Raw genomic sequence first — 23,840 nt, 5'->3', positions numbered from 1 at the left:
TGACGAACTCAAACGTCTCCCCATACGGGTGGTCCTGCTCCAGCCCCGTCAGGGCGTCGCTGCCAGCGGCTTGAACGGGTGCCTGCCGGACAGCGCCTTGAGGGTGATGAGGCCGTGGACGGAGACGCGGAGCGCCTTCGCCAGCATGCCGTAGCGGTGCAGCACCGAGAGGTTGGCGATCGTCAGCTTCGCGCTCCCGAGGGGCTCATTGGCATCCGCCAGGATCTCTGCCACTTCGGCCGCGGTCAGTCCGAGCGCGGACTGGATCGCGGGAAGGTGTCCTTTGACCAGCACGAACTCCAGGGGCTTGCCCTGGCCCTGCTTGGCCACCCAGTCCTCGGCGAGGTAGTGGCCCTGCGGGTGGTCAAAGATTTTGTCGGCCTTGAGCACGCTGCGGGTGAGGAAGAGCTGGGCGTAGAGCGAGTTCTTGCCTTCAGTCGGGATGTCCGTCCAGAGCGTGAGCAGCCGTGTCCGGCTCGGCTGGCCCACCTTGAGCCGCTCATCCAGCGCCTTCAGGTGCGCGAGGTAGATTAGCGCCGTCTCGAGGGGCTTCTTGTCAAAATGGCCCTCCGCGAACGGCTCGTCCGCGGGGATGAAGGTGACCAGCGCCTGGCCGACCTCGGCGAGGCTCCAGCCCAGCTTGCGCCACAACCGCACGAACACGTTCAGCCGCAAGAACACGTCGCCGCCCGCCGGGTCGCCGTCCGCGTAGCGCAGGATCGTCGCATCAAAGCTGCAGCCCGCGTCGGGGTCTGCCAGGACCAGGACGCCATCGAGTGCGAGGCCCGCCAGGCCCGCCATCACGTCCCCGACCGGCTCCTTGAACTCATCCGCGTACGCCTGAACCCGGTCCGCAAAGCCGCCCAGGTCGGTGAGCAGGGCCCATTCCTCCTTGGTCAGCGCCTTGACCCGTGCCTGTTGCGCGGGAGTGAGGTCCTTGCCGAGGAGGTCCTCGTTAGTGGACAGGAACGTCTGGTTCTCCGGCTTGAGGAAGGTCTGTAGTTCCGCGATGCTCGCCGGTAGCTTGTAGAGCACACCTAGCCTGGCCAGGTTTGGGTTCACGAACGTCGTTTTGACGAGCTGCACAAGCTCCTTGTACGTCACACCCAGCCGCCGGGACAGGGCCTTGGCCGAGTTAAGGTCGACGCGCTGACCGTTCTGCGTGGCCTCGGCGGTGGCCTCTTCCTCCGTGTCGTAGCCGTAAAGCTTCCACCACGCGGCCAGCGGGTCCCCGTCGGCGAAGATGGCGCGCTCGGCCGGGGATAGCCCCAGGGACTCGATGAAGATGCCGGCCCAGCCGTACCCGGGCGCCGCCGGCAGGAAGTCCTCGGACGTGCGGAGCGTCTCAAGGACCCGGTGAAGCGGTGTCTCTGCATAATTGCAGAACTCCCGCACGGTCTCCAGCCACAGGTCGAAGGGCAGCGCGAGCGGGTACTTTTCGCCCAACAGCTCCCGGTACGCCTCGGCGATGACATTTTGCGGCTCGGCCAGCAGCTCAGCGCTGGTGGCGTCGCCCGTGTCGTGGGCCGCGTCCTTCGCCAGCCCGCCTGTCGCGACGTAGTATTCGAGGATCTCGTTGACGACGTCGATGTAGGGCAGCGCGACGTTGGTGTTCTCGCACGTCAGCGGAATGTGCGGCAGGTCAGGCCGCCGGCTGGTCAACGCCTCGTAGGGATCGAGGAAGCCCATGCCGGCGTACGTCTTCCCGTTGCTCTCCTCCCAGGCTTTGAGGAAGTTGGCGCGCGGCTGCGGCTCCGCCTCCACGAACTGCAGCAGGTCGACCAGGTAGGCGGCCGGGCTCAGCACGGAGCGGCAGTGATCGCACTCGCAGAAGTCCATCGACCCGAAGAGCTCCTCCATCGTCGGGTAGCCCTTGAGCGCCTCCCTGAGCCCGTGGCGGTCTTCATCGCGGCGCCGCGTAGAACCGGATACAGCCGGCACGGCAAGGTCGGTGGCCAGCTTCCTCGCCACCCCGAAAATGTTGTACGTCATGCTGCTGACCTGCTGCGCCTTGCGCCAGACCAGCCGTTTCACCGCCTCGGCGGGTTCCTCCCCGTATAACTCCAAGTACTTCCTGTCGAACACGCGGTAAAAGTCGTTCTCCGCCAGCGCAGTAATGTCGAACGCAGAGTCGAGACCCAGCTCCTTCAGCACGGGCATGGACTCGTTGGTGGGCGTGATCTGGTACACCCGCTGGAGCTTTTTGATTTCCTGCTTCGCGAGATCGACGTCTGACTGCGCCATGCCCTGGGGCAGCGTCATTCCCGCGGACAGGAACCGCTCGACGGGGGTACGCCCCATCGTGAAGCCCTGCGGCGCGGCGGCCTGCAACAGCTTCACCGTGGCATCTTTTGCGCCGTCCAGCTTGATCTTCTCCGTCTCCACCATGCGGGTCACGACCTCGGTGGGGTAGCTAATGCGGATCTTGCGCGCCATGTCCGCCGCATACGCGTCCAACCGGTCGTCCACCGTCTTGCCCTCGTACGCGGCGGGGACCAGCGCGGCCAGCGCTGCATCGTCTGCCGCCAGGCCTCGCACCTCAGCCTTCCACCTCTCGGCGTCGTACAGGTCCAGGGACACCAAATGTGCAGGGCTCTTCAACTCGGCCGGCTTACCCGCCGCCACCGGCTCGCCCTCCAGCTTGCTCATGAGGTGCTCGGTGACCTTGCCGCTGTTGTTCGCCAGGAAAGCCAGCTTGCCCTGCCACTGCAGCTTGCTGATGGCCTCGTCAGGGATCTTGGCCTCGCGCGCTGCCTTCCACAGCCCCGCAGGGTCGCCGCGGTGCTTGAGAAAAACGCCGGCGAATGCATCTCCCGCCCCCTCAACCCGGGCAGCCTTAAGCAACTCGGCGTAGGACGTCTGAGACCCCGGAGCGGGGATGGCCAGCCGCACCTCCCTGGCGAATTCGGCGAACTTGCCTTTGAACTGGTCAATGTCCTGCCCTGTCATGGCGACGATGCCGTTGTCGGCCAGGTTCTTGAGCGCGACGCCGACATCCTCCGGTTCGACCTGCGCCAGCATATGCTTGTCGCGCGGCAGCCCGGCGCGGAAGAGCCCGTAGAGCGCTTCCCCGCTGAGCTTTACCTCAGGGTCCTGCTCCAGCTTCTGGGCGGTGGCTGCCACGGCAATCAGGCGTGCATCCCACCCGGTCGCGGCGTTCAGCGCGGTCAGGTCACGCTGTTGGGCGTTCTCACGGGCGTCGGCCAGCCGCTCCAACTGACCCACATGGGGAGTCAGCGCCGCCACGAGTCGCCTGTACTCCGCTTCGGCAGCCTGCACGGTTGCAGGGGCAACAAGGTCGGCCCGCAGGACCTGCGTCCCTGCCGGGACGGCGAGCGGCTTGGACAAAGGCACTTCCCCACCTCCGGGCGCCGCTGCCCGCACCTCGAGCATTACCGACCGGTCGTTCGCATCGAACGGGAGCGAGTAATCCCCGGCGGCACCCGTGTTGCCTGACTGCAGCCGCGCAGCTTGGGCGCCGAAATCCAGGCGGTAGAGGCGGATGCCAAGGGCGGTTGCCGGCGCGCCGTTGTCCAGCACAATGCGCCCGTCGACCCTGCACTGGGCCGCGGGCGCGTCCGGTCGCTGCGCGAACAGGTCGAGCCGCACCATCAGATGGCCCAGGGGCTGCGGGTCGGACCTGGCCACGATGGCGCCGTGGTCATCCGCGGCCTCGACCACGAGCACGATCTGCGGCACGGCGGATAGTTCGTCGAACCGGATGGTATAACGCCCGGCCCCGTCGGACCGGTCCAGGCCCAGCCGGATGGACCCGGCGTCGTCCGTGTGAAACGCCGAGACCTGCAGCCCGGCGTACAGGTTGCCGTCCTGGTCCGTCACCTGGCCGGCGATGACGTAAACCCGGGTCCGTACGGGCTGCCCCTCGAACGCGCCCAGCTCCGCCAGAACCTCGTTCATGGCGCTGGCCGTGTCCTTTTTCACCTCACCGGTTGCAGGTATCCCGTTACGCTCCTGGAAGAGGCCCACGAGCTTGGCAGTGATGTCGCCGTATTTTGCCGCCTGCCGCTCGGGGCGCAGGCGTTCTAGGAAGGCCAACCGCTCCCGCTCGGACAGGTCCAGGCTGTTGGCCTCCAGCATCAGCCGGAGCCCGTTCTGCAGGTCGGCGACCTCCGGGCCGTCCATACCGGGGACCAGGTCGAAGGTGATCCTGTTCATGGTTTACGCCACCTCATTTTTTGTAAATCACGTCCGGAACTCGGAGAACCGTCGATATCGTGCAAGCTTCTGCGCGCTCATGGTTGCGTCGACTACTCACGACTCGGCGCGAGGTAGTATTCAAGCCCCGACTGCCCTCCGCGAGACATCCCGTAGCCGGATTGGAGCATCCATGGCGGCGCCAACTGCAGGTATCGCTGCAGTCCCTGCAATTGCTGTCCGGCATAGGCACTCTTGAATGCCTGTGACATGAACTGGAAACGGTAAGCATCGACCATCGCGTGCTCAGTGGCCCAGACCGGCGTTACGTTCCAGGGACGATTAAAACCATTCATACCCCTTCGTCGAGCGCTGAGAAACGAAGTGTGACAGCTCAATGCGTTCGACTCCTCGGTAGAACAGTGGGTTTGACCTCATGCGGCCCGCTGCGTCGCCAAGGCCGTAGACGTCCTGAATCTCGCTGCGCACCGCCTTCCAACTACTGTTGGCGGCCGTTCCGAACTCGACCTCACGTAACAGCATGCGGCCAGAACTGGAGGCCAAAGTCACTCCGGCTTCTGTGAGACCGCCGAGAAATGCGCCTCGGCGCACCCCTCGTCATTCTGGTAGTAGAGGGCGCCTGCAGTACCTCCCAACATCCCTCCGGGAGAACCCGCAAACATCATCATTGTTGAAGACGCACGGTTCAGCTCCTCGTCCTGTTGCGCGGTTGTCTGGCCGGAGTACGAAATCGCTAACTGGCCGGTACCAATGGCCGTGCCTGCAATTCCGGCGGACAGTGCCAGAGCGCCTGTCAAAAGAACCAACCAGCCGACAGGGTTGCTGGCAAGGATTGCGACACCGATCCCCGCAGCTAGGCCTCCACCGATCAAGGTGCCCCCTCCTCGACTCCAGAAGGTGCGGTCGGGGGCGCCGCCGGTGTCGGGGTTCCCGAGCCATCTCCTTGCGCGTTGCCCGTAGCAGTCAACGGTCCGGTTGCCCCAATCGCCACCGACATACGGACCTGCGAATTCTGAGCTGTCAACGGGATAGTGAAGCCTTGGCAGGACGGATTAAGCTCGTCGCAGTAACCCGGCTGGTTTACAGGCCCTAATGTCAAGCCTCGGCTGCTAAACGTCAGCCCAACTCCCGGTGCCAACGCATTCTCTTCCTGCATGCCCCCGGGATCACGAAAGCCAACTGGGTTATTCCTCGAATAGACATACAGATTTTCACCACTCACCAGACCAGCCGGATCGGCTGCCGTCCAGCGGCCAAGGTCCGTGCGATAGTAACGGGTGGATTGATAGTTGAGTCCGCTCTCTTCGTCCCGTTCCCTTGCCGTGTACCGGTACCTTTTGGCTGCCACCTCCACGTCCGAGCGCACGGCCTGGTAGGTGGTGCTACCGTACGGCGCGTACTCCTCGTACGAGATGATCTGCGCCTGCTGGTCCACCTCGAGGCTGGCGGACCCGAGGTGGTTGGTGAGCTGGTAGCGGATTGCCTGCGCCGGTGTCCCGTCGTCGACGTCGCCGCGGGTCTCCACGAGCGCGATCCGCTGCTTGTCGTCCATGACGTGCAGCGTCTCGCGCACCAGCCCGGCATCCTGCCCCGAATGTTGCCGGTAGATCTCGAAGCCGCCTAGGTAGAGTCGTTCCTCTTTCAGCGCGCCGCCCGCGGTTTCAGTGACCTTCCGGACCCGCTGCCCTCCCCCGTCGTAGGTGTAATACGTCCGCTCGCCGTGCCGCGCCGTCCCCTCCACGTCCTCGGCGTTGATCGCCTGGCGTCCCGTGATTCGGAGTTGGTCCTGGAAATCCCACGCAAGCTCCCGTAACGGGGCCATGCGCAGCATGTTACCGTGCGGGTCGTAGCCGTCACCGCTGGCGCTGTAGGTCTCCGTGTCGCCCAGGACGGTCGAGGCGGATAGCTGGTTGCTGCGCCGCAGCACGCCGTCCGCATCCCGGTCGTCCAGCTGGGTGGCCTCGTCGTAGGCGTAGGTGCGCGCCCACGAAACAGCGCCCGGGCAGGCCTGATGGTGCCTCATCGCTCGTATATTGCCGGACGGGTCATACTCGTACGTCTCGCAATAGCGGCCCATGGCGTCGCCGTCGCCCGGGTGGGGCAGGCCCTTGCGCCGCAGATCGCTATACCTGTGCGGGAAACCGGGGCCGCCCGCCTGGCCGACGTGCTCGCGGCCGAGGGCCTGGACCAACCGGTAGAGCGCGTCGTAGGTATAGTCACTGGACGCGTCCACGATCCGGTTGCGGAAGAAGACGGTCTGCTGGGCGTCGTCCCTTATGCGGGTGATGTTGCCGGCGGGGTCATAGGTGTAATGCAGATTTTGCAGCCCGCAGGGCTTGCCGGCCGGGGGCACTTCGGGAGCGGCGGTCCGCGGCGGGGGTGGATCGCCGCCGCAGTCGTCGGTGAACGCCGGACCGCGCCGGGTGTAGAGCTGGATCAGCCGAAAAGTATCCGGATCGTAGTTGTATCTCGTGGTGACACCGTTGCGGTACGCGATGAGCGTCCGTTGGCCTTTGGCGTCATAGTCGATGTCCTCCACCCCGACAGCGGAGGACGGTTCGGTGTCCGGGTCGAGCAGCCCGTCCGGGTCCGCCGCGCGGCCGGTCCAGACGCGCAGCTTCTCCAACAGGTTCGCCTCGTTGTACACCGGCTGCACGACGCTGCGCTTCGCCGCCGCACCGTCGAGGTGCGGCGCGAGCATCTGGATGGGCCGGTTGAGGGCGTCGTACCGTGTGGCCGCAATGAACCGTTCGCCCGGGGGCTGCGGCGCGGCCCAATTGATCGCGGTCTTGAAGCCCGCCGCCACCTCACGCACCTGGCCGGTCACATTGCCTTTGAAATCGTAACGGTGCGTCACGGTGCCTGCCGCGTCGAACGCCCGGAACACACGACCGCGCAGGTTGCCTTCCACGGCGTCGAGCTGCCCCTCGCCGTACTCCGTCTGCTGGCACAGCACCAGCCCGCCACGCGTGTCAGGGTCGGACGCGGCCCCGCTCCCCTGGACAAATTGCCGTACCGGCCGCCGCAGCGCGTCGTACTCCGTGCTGAAGTTGTGCCCCCGACTGTCCCATGCACGGACCGTGCTGGCTGCCACGTCACCCAGGGCCCATCGCTCGCCCGCTTCCATACTGGACTGCCGCGTGCGGTTGCCCAGCATGTCGTAGTCATACGTCATCACCGTGCGCCCTTCCGGATCGGTCACGGCGCGCGGGTTGCCCTCGATATCAAGAGTGAGACGCGTATCGAAACGTATGGGGTGGCCGTCGCCGTCGAAACCCTTGTGCGTACGGGTCAGGAAGGTGCGCCCGAGTGTATCGAGATATCCGGTCGTCGGTGTGTCCGCGTGTGCGGTTGCCTTGGCCGCCGCGTCGGCTTCGGCCGCGCTCACGGCCGTGCCCTGCCGCTGCGCCAGCCAAGTTTGCCAGTCTGGGTCCTCGCGCTCGAAATAGCGCTTCAGGAACCCCGCCACGTCCGGGTCTGTCCGGGGGTCGCCGGTCTGCCGGTTGCGCTTCGCGATCGTGTCATTCACGTCGTAGCTCACCTGCCGCCACGGGTCGAAGACGACCTTCTCGTACGTATGGTCCGGGTGGAGCACGGCGACGGCTCGCCCGACGGCGTCGTAGAACAGCGTTTTCGTTACGCCGATGCGCGCCTCGAAATCGCACCGGTGCGTGTCGGAGAAGAAGGGCTCATACTGGTGCACCGGCTTGCCCTTGTTGTTGAATTCGGTCCAGCCGCTGCCCACCCAACGCCGGGACATATCCCCGCCCGTCATCTGCGGGCGTCCGCCTATGACGACGATCCTGCCCGCGGCGTCGCGAACGGGTCCGGGTCCCGGCTCCGCCTGGACCTTCTTCTGGATCTCTCGGCCGAACCCATCTGAGTACGAGAAGGCGTGCTGCACGTTGGTCTTCGCGCCGCCTTCGAGATCGCTCTCATGCGTCTCCCGGACCAGCGCGTACACGGCCGCCGGGGCGGGCTGGGCGTCTCCCCGGGTCCGCTCGTAGGCAAAAAGGTCGTAGACGAGGCGCGTCGTCGCCTTTCCGAGCAACGCGTGCGGGTTGGCCATCGGGTCGGCGAACGCCTTTCGCACGTTCTCCGCGGCCAGATGGGCGGCGAATCCCGAAAGCTCGTCTCCCTCACGCGGGTTCGCGGCCGCCTGCCCCATGACCGCGGTCGCGACCACCATGCCGAGCGCGTCGAACGCCACGGCGGACCGATTACCGTTCGCATCGGCGAGCGCCTTCGAGGCGAGCACGCGGTAGTCCGGCTCCGCACTCACCGTGTTCTGCAGCGCATCGATCGTCGCTACTGTCTGGAGGTCGTGAGAGTCGTATGCCACGGTCGTTTCGGTCGGCGTTCCGGCCGTGTGAAAGGGGTTGCGATGGCGGTGAGGCAGGAAGAAGTGGCGAAGCGCATGGTCGAGTTCCTGCCCGGGAGTGGCCTCGGCACCCGGGCTGTAGAACAGCCTGCCGGTGGGGATCCACCAGGCGCCGTCCCCGTCCAGGTCCACATACCCTCCCCGCCCTGCTGCAGTGTTTCCTGCAGCATTCGCATTGACCGGCAGCACGGCTGCGGGTTCGGGCAGCAGGTTCTCGACCGTCCCGTCCACTCCGCGCTGGTAGATCCGACCCAGCAGTCCCGGCGTGAAAGCGAGCCTGTAAGTTTCAAAGGGCAGCGCCCGGAGTTGAAGCTCCCCCAGCCGCACGGACCGCCCAGGTTGTCCTTGCGGTACCGCATGCGCTCCTGCTCGATGAGGCGCTTCTCAAGCCGCCCGTCGGTCGGTGGCTCCTCGTAGTCCAAGCCGTCCGCGTCCGCAACCGCATCCTTCACCTGTGCGAGGGTGAGCCGCACCTGTTTCTCCGGGAGAGTCAGGCCGGTGAGATGGTAGGTCCGCACCTGGAACGGCGCGGGCGTGCGGTGGCCGTCCGGCGTCGTCAGGGCAACGGTGAGGGCGTTCGTGTACATGGTTTCGGTGCAGGTGGCCAGGAGTTGCCGCTGCTCGACGGGCAGCTCCGGTCCGAGATCCGGGTCCAAGGTCCGCCGCGCGTAACCGATACTCGCCGAGCGTGTGACCTGGCCGAAATTGTTCACCTCCATTGTCAGCGTATGCATCACTCGAGGGTCCGCCGGGTTGCGCTCGTAGTGATAGCTGATCGCCTCAGCCGGGTGGGTGAGGAACACTGCGTGGCGGTGGGCTTCCTGAGGCTGCACCAACCGGATGGAGAGATTTTCCTCGATCACCATGTACGGGTGGCCAAAGGGGTAGCCCTGCTCCTCCGACCCGTCCAGCGCATACACCTCCTGCCGCAGCATAGACCCGCGCAGCGCGCGGCATGCCTGCCGCTCCTCGTCGGGAGTCAGCTGGGGCGGAAGTTGCGTGTCCTCGAGCAGCCGCGCGGCGGCCTCGTCGTCGGTCAGCGCCGGCTCGCGGTAGTACTCCGCCGCGTAAAGTTGCGAGATACGGCCGCGGTCAGGGCGGACGCCAGTGTGAAACCATGTCCGCGTCAATACGGGCGGCACATGCGCGGAAGCTTCATGGTTCCGCGCTGCCGATGCACCCGTACCCTGCTCCAACAGCTCATAGGCCTCGGTGTCGTACTGGTCGACGCGCCCAAACCCCCGGAACTCGCGCTCTACGCCGTCAAAATAGCCGTGGTGGTACTCGTAACGGCTGGCGAAGCGGTTCCGGCTCACCCGGTCAATGGTCTCGACACGCTCGACCACATGAACGGGGAAGGGCAGCCGGGTAATCCGCGGCGTGCCCTTCTCATGGTCCGCCAGATAGAAGTGGGTGGAGGAGGCGTAATGGACGGTCGTCTCCGCGCCCAGGTTGTTTTGGACCTCGACCAGCAGGTGCGGCTTCTCGCCCGCCATCAGGTCGATGTACTTAAGGGGCGTCTGCGCGTCCCCTGGCAGCGGTGACGACCATACCAGGCACGACGTTCCATTGCCCAGGAGGTCCGCCGTGGACACCGAGGAGGTGTTGTTCCCCAAGGGGAAGTGCGTGACCGGCAACGCATCGGTCCAGCGATTGCCGGACTGGTTGAAGTAGACGTACGTGCCGTCCCGTCCGAGGTAGACGATGTCGGTGACACCGCTGCCGTCGATGTCCGCGAGCCGGACGCGCTGTTGCCCGAACTGATCGTCGTGATCGAATAACGGAGCGTTGTCCATCAGGACCCGCTCACCGAAGCGGCCGTATCCCAGGTTGGGCCAGTAGCACACCTCGCCGTTGGCAATCCGTACCAGGTCCGCCAGCCCGCTGCCCGACATGTCCGCCAGGAACACCGAATCCGTCCCGTCCGCAAACACCAGGCGGGGCCCGTATTCCTCTTCAAACGGCTGGACGGCCCGCCGCGCCGGCCCGAAACCTTCCTCGGCCAGCGACGGGTGCCACGTGAACGCGTCTTGCTCCGTGATCAGCACGTCGGCATGGCCATCGCCGTCCAGGTCGATGAAGCGGAGGTTCGGGTCATCCCAGCGGAGGTTGGGCAGCGAGCTGAAGCTGCGGTGCGGCGCCCAGTCCCCGTCCTCCGTGCGCTCGTAGAAGCCCGGGGCCCCGCCGCTGAGCTCGACGAGATCCAACGCGCCGTCGCCAGCCAAGTCCAGGAGCTGCCGCCCACCGCGCAACCCTGTCGCGGGCCGGCGGGCCACCAGTTCAACCCCTTCGAGCCTGCCTCCGCCCTTGTTGCGCTTGTACCACCACGCGCCGCCTTGGTCGGTCAGCACGCCGGCAATGCCCTCGGCGTCCAGATCGACCCAGTGGTACTCCTCTCCGAGCCCCACCGGCAGGTTCGCGGCGCTCGCCGTGTCAAGGGTACGGATTTCGGCGTCGATCATGGGCTTGCTGTAGCGGAAGGTGACTGCCGGCATCGATTGCCTGAGGTAGCGCAGGTAGCGTTCCTGGTGGGCGCCGGCGGTGACTTGGGGGCCGGTTTGTTCATAGCCGTGCTGGGTCGCCGACATGAGGAACGATGCAAACCGGGTGCTACCCGCGTGCTGTAGCTCCTCCTCCGTGGTCGACTCATCCGTGTAATCGAAATCCGCGTACCCGAGTTCCAGTCCACGCACCAGGTACGGCTCGGCACCAAGCTCCGGGATGCTATGAAACATCAACACGCGGTGGCAGCGCCGGTACGTCCGGGTCTCGAAGCCGGCGCGGTAGGTGGAGAAGGGGTCTGGGCGGACGGGCCATTCACCCTGGCTACTTCTTGAGGCCTGGCTGAACCGGTGCTGTTCGTCCGCGGGTGTCCCCTGGTCCAGCGGCAGGTCCGCATAGTGCCCCTCGCCGTAATCGAAGACGGCCTCGAAGAGCCAGTCCTGGTGCCAGTCGGCGGGTGGCTCGGGGTGCAGCCGCGACACCACGTTGCCGTAGCGTATGGACTTGATGTAGCGCTGGGTCGCGCAGGCTGTCGCCCGGTGGTGCTGTTCGTACGGCAGTGCCACGTCCACGCCTTTGCCGTCTTCCTCCTTGTACTCGTATTGAATGCCGTTGCCCTTATCGTCGCAGCTTTCGCAGATAAGCCAGCTAAAAATATGCGCCTCGTCGTCCGGGTCAAAGATGCGCGAGCTGCGGTCCAGACCGTAGAAGGACGTGACGTTATCGCGTGTGATGGCGCGCCAGAAGACTTCGGTCCGGTCATCGTCCTTTGTCCAGCGTTCGATTCGCGCGAACAGTCCCTCGGTGCGGGGTCGGTACCGCACGATGTGATAACCGCCGCGATCCTCCGCGTCGGGGACCGGCCGGTTGTGGCCGTCCCAAACGACATCGCCTGTGTCCGTCAGACGGAAGGCAGGAACCAAGTCCTCTGCGCCGGAGAGGATGAACACGTCCGACTCCGACGCGTCGTCGTACTTGGGCAATCCCTTGTCGGTCTTGCGTGCAATGGCAGGCAACCCGATGTTCCAGCCCAGCCCGAATATTCCGTTCCCCGCACCTGAATCGTAAGTAAGGGCCAGCTCAGGCCCGAAACCGGACCTCCCCGGGCTCACCGACACGGGCAGGCTGAACGACCCGGTCCCCGTAGCCGGGTTCGCCGAGAACTTCTCGCCTATGCCGCGAAGTGCGCCGCCGCCTTTGGGCAGCGAGATGGTGGGAGGGGTGAAAGGCGATGAGGACAGGGTCGATGCAGCGCCGGACGACGGGCGGAACGCTCCGTGCTGGATGCCCACAGCCTCGTTCGGATGCTCCTGCCATTCGACCATAGATCAGAGGTTGCCAAGCGACCGTTACTGAGGCGTTACGGAGCATGCCGACAGCCTTGAACATTGATGTCCTGCTCATCCACGATTTCATGCGCCCTGAGTAAATCGAGGACAAGTCCTCGGCATCCTGATTGCCTTCCATACCACTTGGCGTCCTATTCCAGGATGTTGCTGGTCAAAATCAAGCCTCCATCTTCTTTGCTGTGAGGCGTTCGGCTTCGTCGATGAAATCTGCGACTTTCTTTTGCGTCTGGTAGAGGGCTGATCTACTGGCCGGCGTTCGACGCGATGACCTCTATGCCGGTGGGCCCCCCTAGTCTGGAATTATGGCGTGGATCTGGTCATATCGGGCGCCGAGCCGGACAGTGGCGACCTGCATGGACAGGCGTGTAGCGGTGGCAGCCTAATTGATGCGTCTGACGGAGTGTACGTTGGGGTGTTTTCCCAGCACGGATTCGCTACCGAGACCGAGGCGCGCGCTTTCATCGATTCAGACGAATAGACAGATCATTACACGCGTCCAAGCACTGTGCAGACAACCGTGGTGAACCGCGTTTGGCCTAACTGCGAGCGAGCCTTGAAATCTTCAGCCAATGCAACGACAGGCAGTAACGCTTCGGTAACGCGAGTTGAGCTAATAACAGCTGAGATGCCGGTACGATACGACGGCTCAGACTAGAGGGGGCAGGCGTCGATCATGGAGCGCGGGCCGGGCGACAGCCTTGTCCTTGTCCTCCGGCCACCAGAAATAGACGAAAAGCCGATCCCTCCGGCGAAGACCGGGTTCACGTGGCCATCGGGCGGAAGCAGCGACGATAAGGGACTTAATGTCGATTATCTCCGCAAACGGAAGGACCGAGACGAAGAGTTTTGATGTCTGACGCTAAGGAGACGCCTTAGGGTACTTTTCCTGCATCTCGTTGGCGGGAAGCTGCTGAGAGGCTTCGTTCAACCGCACGCGTCTTTGTCGTGTCACTAGGGACGGTAGCGGTAACTGTTGTTGCGGGCTTGAGTCTTACAGGTTTGGGCACCTTGGACCCAGGGTCGAAAAACTTCACGTATGCCGTAACTGGCGCCCTACTCGCTTCCTATCACCGCAGCCAGGGCTTCATCACAGGTTTTCCCTACTAATAGGGGCGAACCAATAGGGGCGCATCAGTACGCTACCTTTCGACCGCTTGCGGAGATCGTTCACGTCGTCCGTGCATATAGCGTTTGATCCCTCAGACCAACTCCCGTAAATTGTTCGTATAGACGTCCCAGGACCGTTGCCACCGGAGTAGACGTACTCCTCGTGGGCGTCATAGTTTCGACCAGCCTTCTCCCCGACCTCGTGCAAAGGAGAAGTGCGTCAAATTCACGGCACGCGGTAGACTCCAGCGGTGCTTGCTACCTACCGCGTACCCCTCCTAGACGCCCGCCAATTTGTCTCAGATTCCCACACGCTAGGTGCATTGCGGCTCCCGGCCGTTTGGGACGGGAGAAGCTTTATTCGAGGGATGGGCCGCTTACAAGCACGGACGACGCCCGCGAGTCAGCCTTGGACATATGAGTCTTCGTTCGGGAACCTTGATCGAACTTTGACCTTTCCGCCGTCCAACGTCCATGCCCTCAATCGCCTCAACGTCGAAAATCGCGTGCACTCCATCAGAAAACGAGCGTGGCGCGGCCTTGAAAAATCGAATGCGCTCTTGGACGTCGATATCGCGCTCCAGATCAACCCGTCGGGCGTTTACGACGTTGTGTATCCGCGGAATAAGCCGGTTGAAATTGGCGAGTTGGTTCAGCTCGTAAGCGCCGGCGCGGCCCTGCCTGTCCGTCTTCGCTCCGAGGAGAACCCCCTTATCAGACTCGGCAAGCCGCTGGCACAACACTACGCAAGGCAGACGTCCATAGAACGAGCCAGCGATGGTCTTGTGGGCTCTGGGTGGGTTACCGCGGTAGTGGAGGCACCGGGGCTCGACTGTACGATCCCCGAGTGGATGCGGGGCGAGAAAGTCGAGCGTACCCATATTCAACTCGCAAGCCACGATACGAGTGTTCCCGGAGGAGGCAATCTCCGGATCCATGTACTGTGGGGTGGTCGTCGCACGACTGGTGACCGAACCCTGATTCGCGCCCTACGCATTCATATACTGCGCCTGCATTCAATTTATGAGCTGTTGCGCTTCCTGGCGTCTGGCGCCTCCACACGGTCGGGCTTCCCCTACTCTGCAGTGCCGGGCGAAAAGGGATTCGACAACCTTCAGAATACCCTCTTAGAGTGCGCGAGGATAGTGAACAAACCTGACGCAATCGGGGGTCTGCCTCTTCCTGATGTACTAAACACCGCCTTTTTCTCGCGACAGTTCGCAGATCGGGACCTCCCTCAGATGTTTGGCCAAACACTCAATGCCATGAGGCCGAAGGTTATTAAAGCTGTCAATACTCTCATAGAAAAGGAGGCGCGGAGATTCGAGAACAATGTTGCCACCTTTGTGACGGATACTGATCGCCAAAAACTCAATATTCAGCCCAACGAGCAAAGTGCCTTTGAATCCTGGGTCCAGAACTTGGCTGAGGCGTATAAGCATGCAGTCGAAGAAACTGAAGCTTGGAGGCTTTTATGGAACGATGATGGAACTCATCGGGAAGAAAAAATATGCCAAGTGGCCGCGGATTCGATGTGGCGTAGCAGTTGTGAGACTGCCGACGTCGACATGAGCCGAGAAGTGGATACAGGTAGAGGCCCAGTGGACTTCAAGTTCTCTCATGGATGGGCAAACCGCGTCCTTCTTGAGGTGAAATATATTAAAAGCTCCAAGTTTTATTCGGGTACGGAAAAGCAACTACCTCAGTATCTCAAGTCTGAGCGCATCTCTTTCGGAATATACTTAGCGATTGGCTTCACTGACGAAGATTTTAAGCCGCACCAACGCAAGCGAGTTCAGGAGAGTTGCGCGAAACTTTCAGATGATGCCGGGGTTAGAATTATTCCGGTTTTTGTTGATGCCCGAAAAAGTACAAAGAAGTCGGCCTCAACATTGTAGATAGTTCACCCGGGGAGCACCTGCCATTACTGACTTACTGGTCAGTGCAACTGGCCTCGCCATGCTTTAGGGGCTACGCGGAGAGCGAATGTGCAGTTCTTGGGGCTCTTTCTTCCTTTACCGCGGTTGCCGAACCTGATCACGCTCAAAAAGGGGTACTCCGCCTGCCATCCTCTATGGTTGGTAATTTGAACAGCCATGCCGCCAACGGCTGACAAAATGGAGGTACGGCTCCGCAATTGCCAAACTCGCTTGATCTTCGATTCAGCAACCATGGAACCAAAAAGGCCAAAGCAATGCCGATTACAGCAAGGATATTGCTGAACTGCTCGCTCAGCCACTTCACAAATTCATTCACTCGTTTGATGCTACTCGGTAGCTCCGGCATAACTTGAGCATGAAGAACAAGCCTCTTAGAGCACTGTTCGCCACTGCCACCGAGGAGTGTTAGAGCCGCCTGGTTCTGGAATGGTTGTCGGACGGCATAACACTTAGACAAGGAAGTCCCCGCGTATTCGTCTGAAAAGCAAAGCGTTCTGCCTGTCAGAAGCGCGTGAGGAAATGGACGATTGTAGAGCGATAGGCACCTTGCGGCGAGCAACATCATCACGCTGAGCTACGGAGACGAGTTGACGACGCGCGCTCTCAGGAGCGAACCGTGCAGACTAGGACACGAGTGCAGACGACTTGCGCATCAGTCGCCCTCGACCGATCTCTTAACTAGTTGTCTCTGAATAGTTGAGCGTCTTGTTGATCGCTTTGAAGAGGTTCTCAAACCGGCTCAAGGTGGTTTCACTCAGCTTTGGTAGTTGTACCAGCTTGTGGCGAAGTAAGTAGTCAGCGGGCCGGCCGTGGTCCACGAACGGTTTGTTGTTCGCCCTGCTGATTCTGGCCACTATCTTGTCCGCTCCTGGAGTTCCCTTTTCGGTGAGCTTCACACCGAAGGCTAGGTTATAGAGGTGGATGTAGTCCTTTTCGTCGAACAAGTCCTCAATGTCCGAGGGTGAGACACCGTCAGTGAATTGATCCGTTACGAAGATGCGATTCTTCTCAAGAAGTCCTCGGTCGGCAAGATTGTGCAGTTTGGTTTGGGCAGACGGCCCACCATCAACGAGCGTTGTCACATCTAATCCCTGGCCGATCAGGGCTACGAACGACGGTATGTTCGCGGCTCCCCCGCCGGGAGTATGCGCCATTTGGCGTCAAGGCCTTCTCTGTTGAGGGACTGTAGATGATCTGTCAGCAACGAGAGATACGTGTAGTCACTTGTCCCCTCGACTACTAAATTGTTTGGGCCTATAAAGAGATTTTGGGCTATGTCGTAGCCCAGGGCAGCCTGAAGAGGGAACAAGGAATCGACTCCCACAGCCAAGGTCTCGCGTGTTGCCACGGATCCTCGCTTTGCCCCCTTGTCTTCGATGATCCTCACCCTGTCGAGTTTCGCGGGATCCACCATGAACGGCGAGTGAGTAGTGAATATGACCTGGGCGCTTGTGGCAAGTCTTTCATCAATGTAGCGCAGAAAGTCCGCTTGAGCTCGTCCGTGCAGAGTGAGAGCCGGCTCGTCGAGAAGGACGACTACACCGTGTTCGTAGTCTTCGAATTCGCTAAACGCAGCGAGGAAGCTGAAAAACCATTTGAAGCCGCTGGACCGCTGATCGAAATTATTGGTGAAACCATGGCGGGCATCCCTCACCCTGACATCAAGGAATTGAGCGACGGCGGTCTGGCCGTTGTAGCCGTTGGGGACCGTTTTCCTGTCAAGATCGATCTCTACGGACAAGTCCGTGTTTTGTTTCCAGAACTCCAATACTTCCTCGGTCAATTCGTTGCTCACTGCTTCGAGTTCCGCTTTGCGGTCCTCAAATTCTTCCTCAGTGAGCGACGCAGCGTCAGTTGAGGCGAGCTTGAGTAGCGCTCTCGCTGTTTGGATCCCGGTTTCACCGGGAATATCGGCACCCTGAAGCTGGGCGATGTCGATGCGGCCCGGAAGCGCCTGGTAGTCGGAAAAATAGAAGAACTTTGGTAAACGTTTTTCAAGAAGGGCTGCTACTGCACCTTGCGTATTGTTCCCGTTCAGGAGAGCTGCCGCTTCCTTCAGAACACTGGCTAGATCCTCTGCGCTCCAATCTCCGTCTTCCGGTGACTCAAGTCCGTCGGCCAACTTTTTGACTCCAGCCAAGCCTTTGCCGGCCAATACTTCGCGTAACACTTGGGGGTTTCCAAAGTCTCGAAGACGTTCTTCAGAGCTCGTTCATGATCGACGGAGCATTCGAGGATGGAGTCACCGCTATAAGACTTGCTGACTGCGAAAGTATCGGCCGTGAGCACGCCCTCACCAAATGCATCCACAACTGCATCACGATCAGCCTCTTCGATATGAAAGACAGCCGCAACCGGCACAGCATCATCGATATCACCGGCTTTCCTGTCTTTGGAAAGGCGCCAACGTGGGTAGTCCTTGCTGGCCTGGAACGTAGTCGACGTGTGTACCGGGTTGAGGCGGTACAGAGCGTTAAGAAGGGCGGTCTTACCACTTTCATTCTTTCCTACAAAACAGGTGACTTGGGGATCAATATCGATTTCCTCACTGTCGACGACGTTGCGGAAGAGCTGGACTCTGACTGATTTGAGACGCATGATGTTCATTCTGCCGCCTGAATTGTCATTTGCCTGAGATGTATGAATCGTGTCGGTTAGTAAAGCAAATGTTCCACAATTGGAATCGGAACCGCCATGAGCAAGCTCGTTCACCCTAGTCAGCGCTACCGCCTGAGCGTCTGAAGCCGATACCGCCCAGATAGCACTCGTTTGTGGGACGATGCCGATAACCTCATTGCATGGAAGACGCAGCACACCGCGACAGGCTCAAGTTCTATGGTCCGCACGACCTGGCCAACGTCGTGCTAGTCGATGAGGCAGTGGCCCTGATCCGGGCGCAGTCCGGCGAGCAGGCAATTGCTTCGATGAATGACGCTCTCGAGGTCCACAACGCGCTCGAGTTCGAGAGGCTCGGCGTCCTGCCTAGGACGCTGACCCCGGAGGAGCGTGGCACGCTCCCAACGGCGGCCCGGGTGCTTCGCGGACAGCTCGCCGCCTTCTTTTCGAAGCTCGACAGCTCGAGCATCGACGAGCACCTAAACGGACTAGACAGAGAGTACACCCAGGACGTATTGGTGCTCATCGGCAGGTACAAGGTAGCGAAGAACGTGGGAGGACAGGCGCTCTTTGACGCGCTTGTCGCGGCGGGTATTCCGCTGTGGGCGATGCTCGGGGACAAGCAGTTCGTGGGGGCCCATGACGGAAGGCTGCGCAATTCGCTGCTTGCCGACGACCGATGCGGTGAGCTACTGGTGAAAAGCCATCTGATCATGAACTCCTCCGATGCATGCGCCCTGCCGAAAAGCCTGACTACCGCCGACTCGCAACAGATCCTGCAGAGCTACATCGACAGCGAATCGCCACATCTCAACTACCTCGAGGCCATCGCGAACGCTCAGGACAAGCTGGAGCACGGCATCACCCCCAAAATCCGCCTGGCGGCACAGCGTCGTAAAGCCGACCTCGTTCGGGCCTTGTTCGAGGACAAGACACACACGTCCATGAGCACTGGGTACGCCGTGGGAATCGACCCGGAGCAGCGGGAGCCCGTCCTCGACCGCGTGGAACGGAAGGACACCAGAACCCTCCGTCAGCGCACGTTCGGCGGCCTGCACCTGAAGTCGTCGATGGAGTCGCTGCACGTCCTCGCGAACTTCTGGGACATGGTGGGGTACTCGGAAGGACGGGGGCTGCTAGCCCTCCCTTCCTTCAGGAGCCAGATCGGCACCCTGGAGGGGCTGCGTGTGTCAGGAAAGGACGCCTACCGTCGAGGAGGCGCTTTCGCTCACCGCGACTACCTGACTATTCTCGGCACCGAGGCCTACTACGACTTTCTCCAGCGAGAGGGCGTCGAAGTCGAAGATGTGATTGCTTGGTACTTTCGCGAGTACCTCGCCGAGGCGTTCGATGCCGCAGGGTTCGACTATGCGCCTTCCACCGCTAGCAGCACGTACCTCGAACGCTGCCGGCATATTTGCGCGGAGATGGAGAGCGTCACCAAGCAATTCACACTCTATTGCGAGGATGGCGAACTTGACCGCGAGCTCCTGCAGATGACGTCGTCCCCGCGCCCCTGGGGAAATATCCCCAGCCTGGTCGACCGGAAGCACCTGATTCGCGCCGAAAGCCGGGACTGCGACGCCGCACTCCATCTTCTGTTCAATGACCAGTCGAGGATCACCTACCTCAACAATGAGCTTCGGGCCAGGACGTTCGTGGAGCTGGTCCTGACTCACGAGGTCCGTTACACGGATCTGCTCCACTACCAGGTAGAGCCGGTCGACTGGCTGATCGCGGAAGGCCTAATGTCGCTTGAAGATGGCGTGATCTGTTTCAGCTCCCTGCCGACGATCCGAGTCCTGCAGGACGTCCACAAGTATGGAGCAGGTCCCTTCGGTCACTATGGGTTCGAGGAATCGGCCGCGGTATCCCTGGTGGACAAAGGATGGCTCGAGTTCGGTTCGACGCTCCTCACTTCGGCCGAAGCGAGCTACTTCAACTTCTTCCTGAACAGGAGTGAGTTCAGCGACGGCCACGACTTGCGCAATAGGTACCTCCACGGCACCAACGCGGACCCCCGCGACGAGTCCGCTCACCGGACATCCTACATGCAGCTTCTCCGCATGATGGTGTCACTGGTGCTGAAGATCGAGGACGACTTCTTACTGCACAGACGCTCCTAATAACACGCCGCCTCGACCGGCAAGAGCCGGCACGCCTCGGGCTGGTGGCTCACCCTAAGTGCAACCTGTGAGATTAGCGCCACCCTGGGCTGGCCCCCTGAATGGGTCGCTTCAAACTGCACCTTCCCCCACGGATCATGATCCGGCATGCCGTTGTCCCGTACCCGGTCAGAATGGAAACGGCAAAGAGCCACCCCCGCTCGGCGGCGCCGTCGGGAACGGCGGCCGCGCCGAGCTCCCGCAGCGCTTGTGCGTCGAATAGCGAAAGAGTCGCTCAAGATTTATGCAGGAACCGCGCGACTCTTGGCTAGACGGTTAGCCTGACGTTGTTTCGACATCGACAGACCCGGGGGAACTTTGAACGCAATGCAGCTCATTCCACTCAGCAGCGCAGGCCGTGTTCACCGTACGCGCGTGAAGGCATATCCCAGGAAGCGCTGCGCGTTGGCAGTCCCGCTCGTGATGATGGCGCTAGCAGGCTGTGGAGGGACCTCCGAAGCATCAAGCCCGACAGCCTCCACCGCGACAACTTCCGCCCCTGCTGAGTCTCTAATCCACCAGGCGCGCCATTCCTGCAGGCTGGACAGCAGTGTCTTCAGTGAATACGCCACGCTCGGGGATTCAGACCATACGATGACAATGAAAGGCGCGCCCGAGGACCCCACCTACGCCAACATCCTCAAAGTCACCGGCCTCCGCGACACAGACTTTGAATGTGTTTTCACCGCTGTTGCAATGCCGGACAGTGTCTTCAGTCAAATCAGTGCGACCCGCGCCTTGGACGGCATGCAGAAAGCGTCGTGGGACAAGTTCTCAGCCACATGGACTTACCACCCGGACAATGGCCTTCGAGTGATCTTGACGGAGTCCAAGTAGGCCTCTATTTCGCAAGAAACGGAGTAGCAAAGCCCCACTTCAGCAGCCGAGCGGCGCGGCGACATCATCCGATGACGGACCATCCGATCGCCCACACGCGACTCCCGGAGGGCCGATGCCCACCCATGGTCAGAGGCGTGTCGACGGGTGATGACCAGTGATTGTCCACTATGCCTGTGGCCAAATGCCCGTTTGTCCTGCATTCCCGTTCACACCCGTGACATCGATTTGTCTCCAACCCGGGCCATGCACGACGGCTGACCTGCGCCCGCGCTTGACCAGATGCAGGATCCTTTTTCGCGCGTTTTACTCAATGCCCAGACCCCGGCGATCATGTCATCCCTACCGAAGCCGGCGTGGAAGGCTTTGGCAGTTACTCCCCCTCGTTTTATCCGACTGTCAGTGGGGTATGTCCTGGAAGTATTGGGCGACGTCGTAGTTGCCCGATCAGCCTCGCCAGCCTAACTGGTGTCTGTCCGCTGGCGTTGGCGTGCAGCGGGTCCATGCCGTGGGCGCGGAGGAGATGGATGAGGTTGCCTCGGCTCGTTCAGATGTGCTGGAGTCACGCCTGCGCTTCCGCCATCGAGACGATCCTGAAGGTCTGATCTGGCCCCTGGCTCGAGTCGAAGAACTTTCAAACGTTCTTGAAGCTGCAGACCTAGATGATCTGGTACTAGATTCATCTGACATGCCTGCCGTTGAGCTGGCGGTGGCTGTTCGGCGAGCTGCGGGCTGGGACTCATCCCGCCAGCGCCAGCATTGGGGTGGGTCCTGGTGAAGGATCCCCTTTGCGGGCTGCCCCATGCGCCAAATAGCGCTGTGAAAACGCCTCCGTTTACCGCTGAAAGTCACACGCCCGCTGCTCCACCGCCGGCCAGGACCTGACCGCGCAGCGCACCGCAGCCGGCCAGCCACTTTGCCGTCTACGCGGGGACCCGTCCGACCGCCCACCACCCAGGCACGGTGATCGGCCGCGAGCACTCGTCCCGGCCCAGAAACAACATCCGGGAACGCCCTGTTCCGCTGCGCCTCGGCTGCAGGCTAGGGTCAACGGCCCCGGAGATAGGCGTGCCAGCCAGTCCTCGGGCACGATAGCTTCTGGAAAACCTCGGGCGACCGGCGGGCCATAATCTGGCTTCTTGACTTCACGACGTTGAGCCTTATGTCGCTGATGAACAAGCAGAAGCTCCATTTCTGGTTGTCGTTCCGGCATGCCCCATGATCGCTGCGCGGGTCCTCCGCGCAACCACCGCTACCGCGCCGGCCCGGCACCGAAAACTCGCATATTGGAGATGAGTGGCACAGCAGGTACTTGTCTCCAGACAAATGCTACTAAGCAAGTCGGTCATGATCAGTTTGCTCACGATTGCTCACGATCGATTCCAATCCCGCAGCAGCTTAGGTGGCGCCGGCCCGGACGGGACGGTTCACAGCAACTCGTGGCGCAAAGGGGCAGGCTGAGCCAAGTAGTTCCAACTGGCTGTCAGTTGAACGCCATGCCACGTGAACATGTGCAGCTGGCGTTTCAAGGCTTTCAACCACCTTCCCTACTCTCAGGGCGATAGGGCTACAGTCGGAGACTTTTATTGCTGCGGCTGTCATCCTGGCCATACCGTGAGCTCATTGCCATTTGAGTGGTCTGGAGTTACAAGGAGCGCTGCGACGATCAGCGTCATCAAGCTGATGATTTCCGCGGTTGTCATCCGCCTATTTTTGCTTGTTCCGCGATGAGCACTAGGCGTAGTCAACCCTCTTCGGGGGCCCACCATTTGGGTCCCTCTGTATTCAGACTGGGATAACGGATGGCGACGTAACGAGAATGACGGGACGACGATCTTGAGTGTTCGAACGCCGCCCCGTGCGGCATTGTGGCTGCCGCAATATCTGTGAACATCCTTCCAGAGTCCCCGTGCCAAAATCATCACCTTAAAAGGCTCCAGCTCCTTCCTCAAAACAACCACTTTGAATCCGTCGTCAGAACCGGCAAATACGGCAGGCGACCCTGTCAACGTGGCTCCCTGTTCAGCCATCACCGACACCCGCGGACCGCGGCAACGAAAACTTGTCACACTAAACGTTGAAGCCATTCCCTGCCTGACGTTTTCGCTCGCCAGAGGTTGCCCATGTTGCACTCTCGCCCCTTAGAAAAGCAGGAGCGCGCGACAGCCAATCTTGCGTAAGTTTTGCAGAAAGACCGGACCTACTCCTGATCCGGCTTAGGCAGGATCAGGGCTATACAAAGAAGGACACTTGGCTGGAGGAAAATTTGTCAAACTGGCAAAGAGGCTCAAACCACAGCACCTATACATCTTTCGCCAGCAGAGTGGCGCCACGTACTGAGAGGGTATCAACGATGTCGGACGACCAGTGGTCTGAACCTGCCGACCGCACCGGTGTAGATCGAGGTGCGGCGGCAGGGGGTGTAATGGTCATCCGAACATGGCACGAACCTGGACAACTCCAAGGGTTCCGAGCACGAGTAACCTACGGGCAGTCCTCGGAGCGTACCCAGAAAACGCTCTCCGCCTCAGACCCGGCCGAGGTCCTAAAACTGGTCGAGCGCTGGCTTGCCGTTCAACCTGGGTCCAGCGGCAATCACTAGGTGCATTCTTCTATTTTGAGGTTGATTTTGAAACGCACCGGTAGTTGAAAGCCTGCAACCGATCCTGAACGCGAACATCCGGCGCACCACCACTCACGCGGCGCTCGAAACCAGATCCCTGACCCCGGGCACCAGCGCCCTGCGCCCTGGGTTGGCCTCGGCACG

The 23,840-nt window shown here is 61.5% G+C and carries 11 protein-coding genes; 3 read left to right on the top strand and 8 right to left on the bottom strand.

What is annotated here, in order from left to right:
• Positions 1-48: 48 nt before the first annotated feature.
• From OUO20_RS05495 to OUO20_RS05480, 4 genes are all read right to left on the bottom strand, one after another.
• The gene (locus tag OUO20_RS05495) at positions 49-4,176 is read right to left on the bottom strand and encodes a Tc toxin subunit A (RefSeq protein WP_268002991.1); all 4,128 of its coding nucleotides are present in this window, start codon (positions 4,174-4,176) and stop codon (positions 49-51) included.
• Positions 4,177-4,721: 545 nt separating this feature from the next.
• Positions 4,722-5,048: a hypothetical protein gene (locus tag OUO20_RS05490; RefSeq protein WP_268002990.1), complete on the bottom strand. Its 327-nt coding sequence runs from the start codon at positions 5,046-5,048 to the stop codon at positions 4,722-4,724.
• Positions 5,045-5,728 carry an RHS repeat-associated core domain-containing protein gene (locus OUO20_RS05485; RefSeq protein ID WP_268003387.1) on the bottom strand — a complete coding sequence of 228 codons (684 nt, stop codon included), beginning with the start codon at positions 5,726-5,728 and terminating at the stop codon, positions 5,045-5,047. Before OUO20_RS05485 ends, OUO20_RS05490 begins: the two co-directional genes overlap by 4 nt.
• A 2,756-nt stretch (positions 5,729-8,484) precedes the next feature.
• Complete coding sequence (locus OUO20_RS05480) at positions 8,485-12,384, bottom strand: SpvB/TcaC N-terminal domain-containing protein (protein ID WP_268002989.1); 3,900 nt, start codon at positions 12,382-12,384, stop codon at positions 8,485-8,487.
• A 1,580-nt stretch (positions 12,385-13,964) separates the two neighbouring features.
• Between OUO20_RS05480 and OUO20_RS05475 the strand changes: the two genes are divergently transcribed.
• A complete protein-coding gene (locus OUO20_RS05475; protein ID WP_268002988.1) occupies positions 13,965-15,413 on the top strand; it encodes a hypothetical protein in 1,449 nt (482 codons plus the stop codon).
• 145 nt (positions 15,414-15,558) lie between these two features.
• On the opposite strand, the gene OUO20_RS05470 is transcribed toward OUO20_RS05475, so the two are convergent.
• The 4 genes from OUO20_RS05470 to OUO20_RS05455 all read right to left on the bottom strand — a co-directional run bounded on the left by OUO20_RS05470 (position 15,559) and on the right by OUO20_RS05455 (position 18,167).
• On the bottom strand, positions 15,559-15,771 hold the full coding sequence (locus tag OUO20_RS05470; protein ID WP_268002987.1) for a hypothetical protein: 213 nt from the start codon (positions 15,769-15,771) through the stop codon (positions 15,559-15,561).
• 358 nt (positions 15,772-16,129) lie between these two features.
• Positions 16,130-16,537 (bottom strand): hypothetical protein, encoded by a 408-nt coding sequence (locus OUO20_RS05465; RefSeq protein ID WP_268002986.1) that lies wholly within the window; start codon positions 16,535-16,537, stop codon positions 16,130-16,132.
• Between the two features lie 23 nt (positions 16,538-16,560).
• Positions 16,561-17,577, bottom strand: coding sequence for an ATP-dependent nuclease (locus tag OUO20_RS05460; protein ID WP_268002985.1), 1,017 nt, complete (start codon positions 17,575-17,577; stop codon positions 16,561-16,563).
• Entirely contained in the window at positions 17,523-18,167 is a 645-nt protein-coding gene (locus OUO20_RS05455) for an AAA family ATPase (RefSeq protein ID WP_268002984.1), read from the bottom strand. Before OUO20_RS05455 ends, OUO20_RS05460 begins: the two co-directional genes overlap by 55 nt.
• Before the next feature lie 86 nt (positions 18,168-18,253).
• On the opposite strand from OUO20_RS05455, the gene OUO20_RS05450 reads away from it, so the two are divergent.
• A complete protein-coding gene (locus OUO20_RS05450; protein WP_268002983.1) occupies positions 18,254-20,197 on the top strand; it encodes a hypothetical protein in 1,944 nt (647 codons plus the stop codon).
• A gap of 639 nt (positions 20,198-20,836) precedes the next feature.
• Positions 20,837-21,073 (top strand): hypothetical protein, encoded by a 237-nt coding sequence (locus tag OUO20_RS05445; RefSeq protein ID WP_268002982.1) that lies wholly within the window; start codon positions 20,837-20,839, stop codon positions 21,071-21,073.
• Positions 21,074-23,840 lie beyond the last annotated feature (2,767 nt).

This window comes from Arthrobacter sp. FX8 (genome assembly GCF_026723805.1).
In the GTDB taxonomy this organism is placed as follows: Bacteria; Actinomycetota; Actinomycetes; order Actinomycetales; family Micrococcaceae; genus Arthrobacter.
The sequence above is the reverse complement of the archived record's forward strand: the minus strand, read 5'-3'. Positions and strand labels throughout refer to the sequence as shown.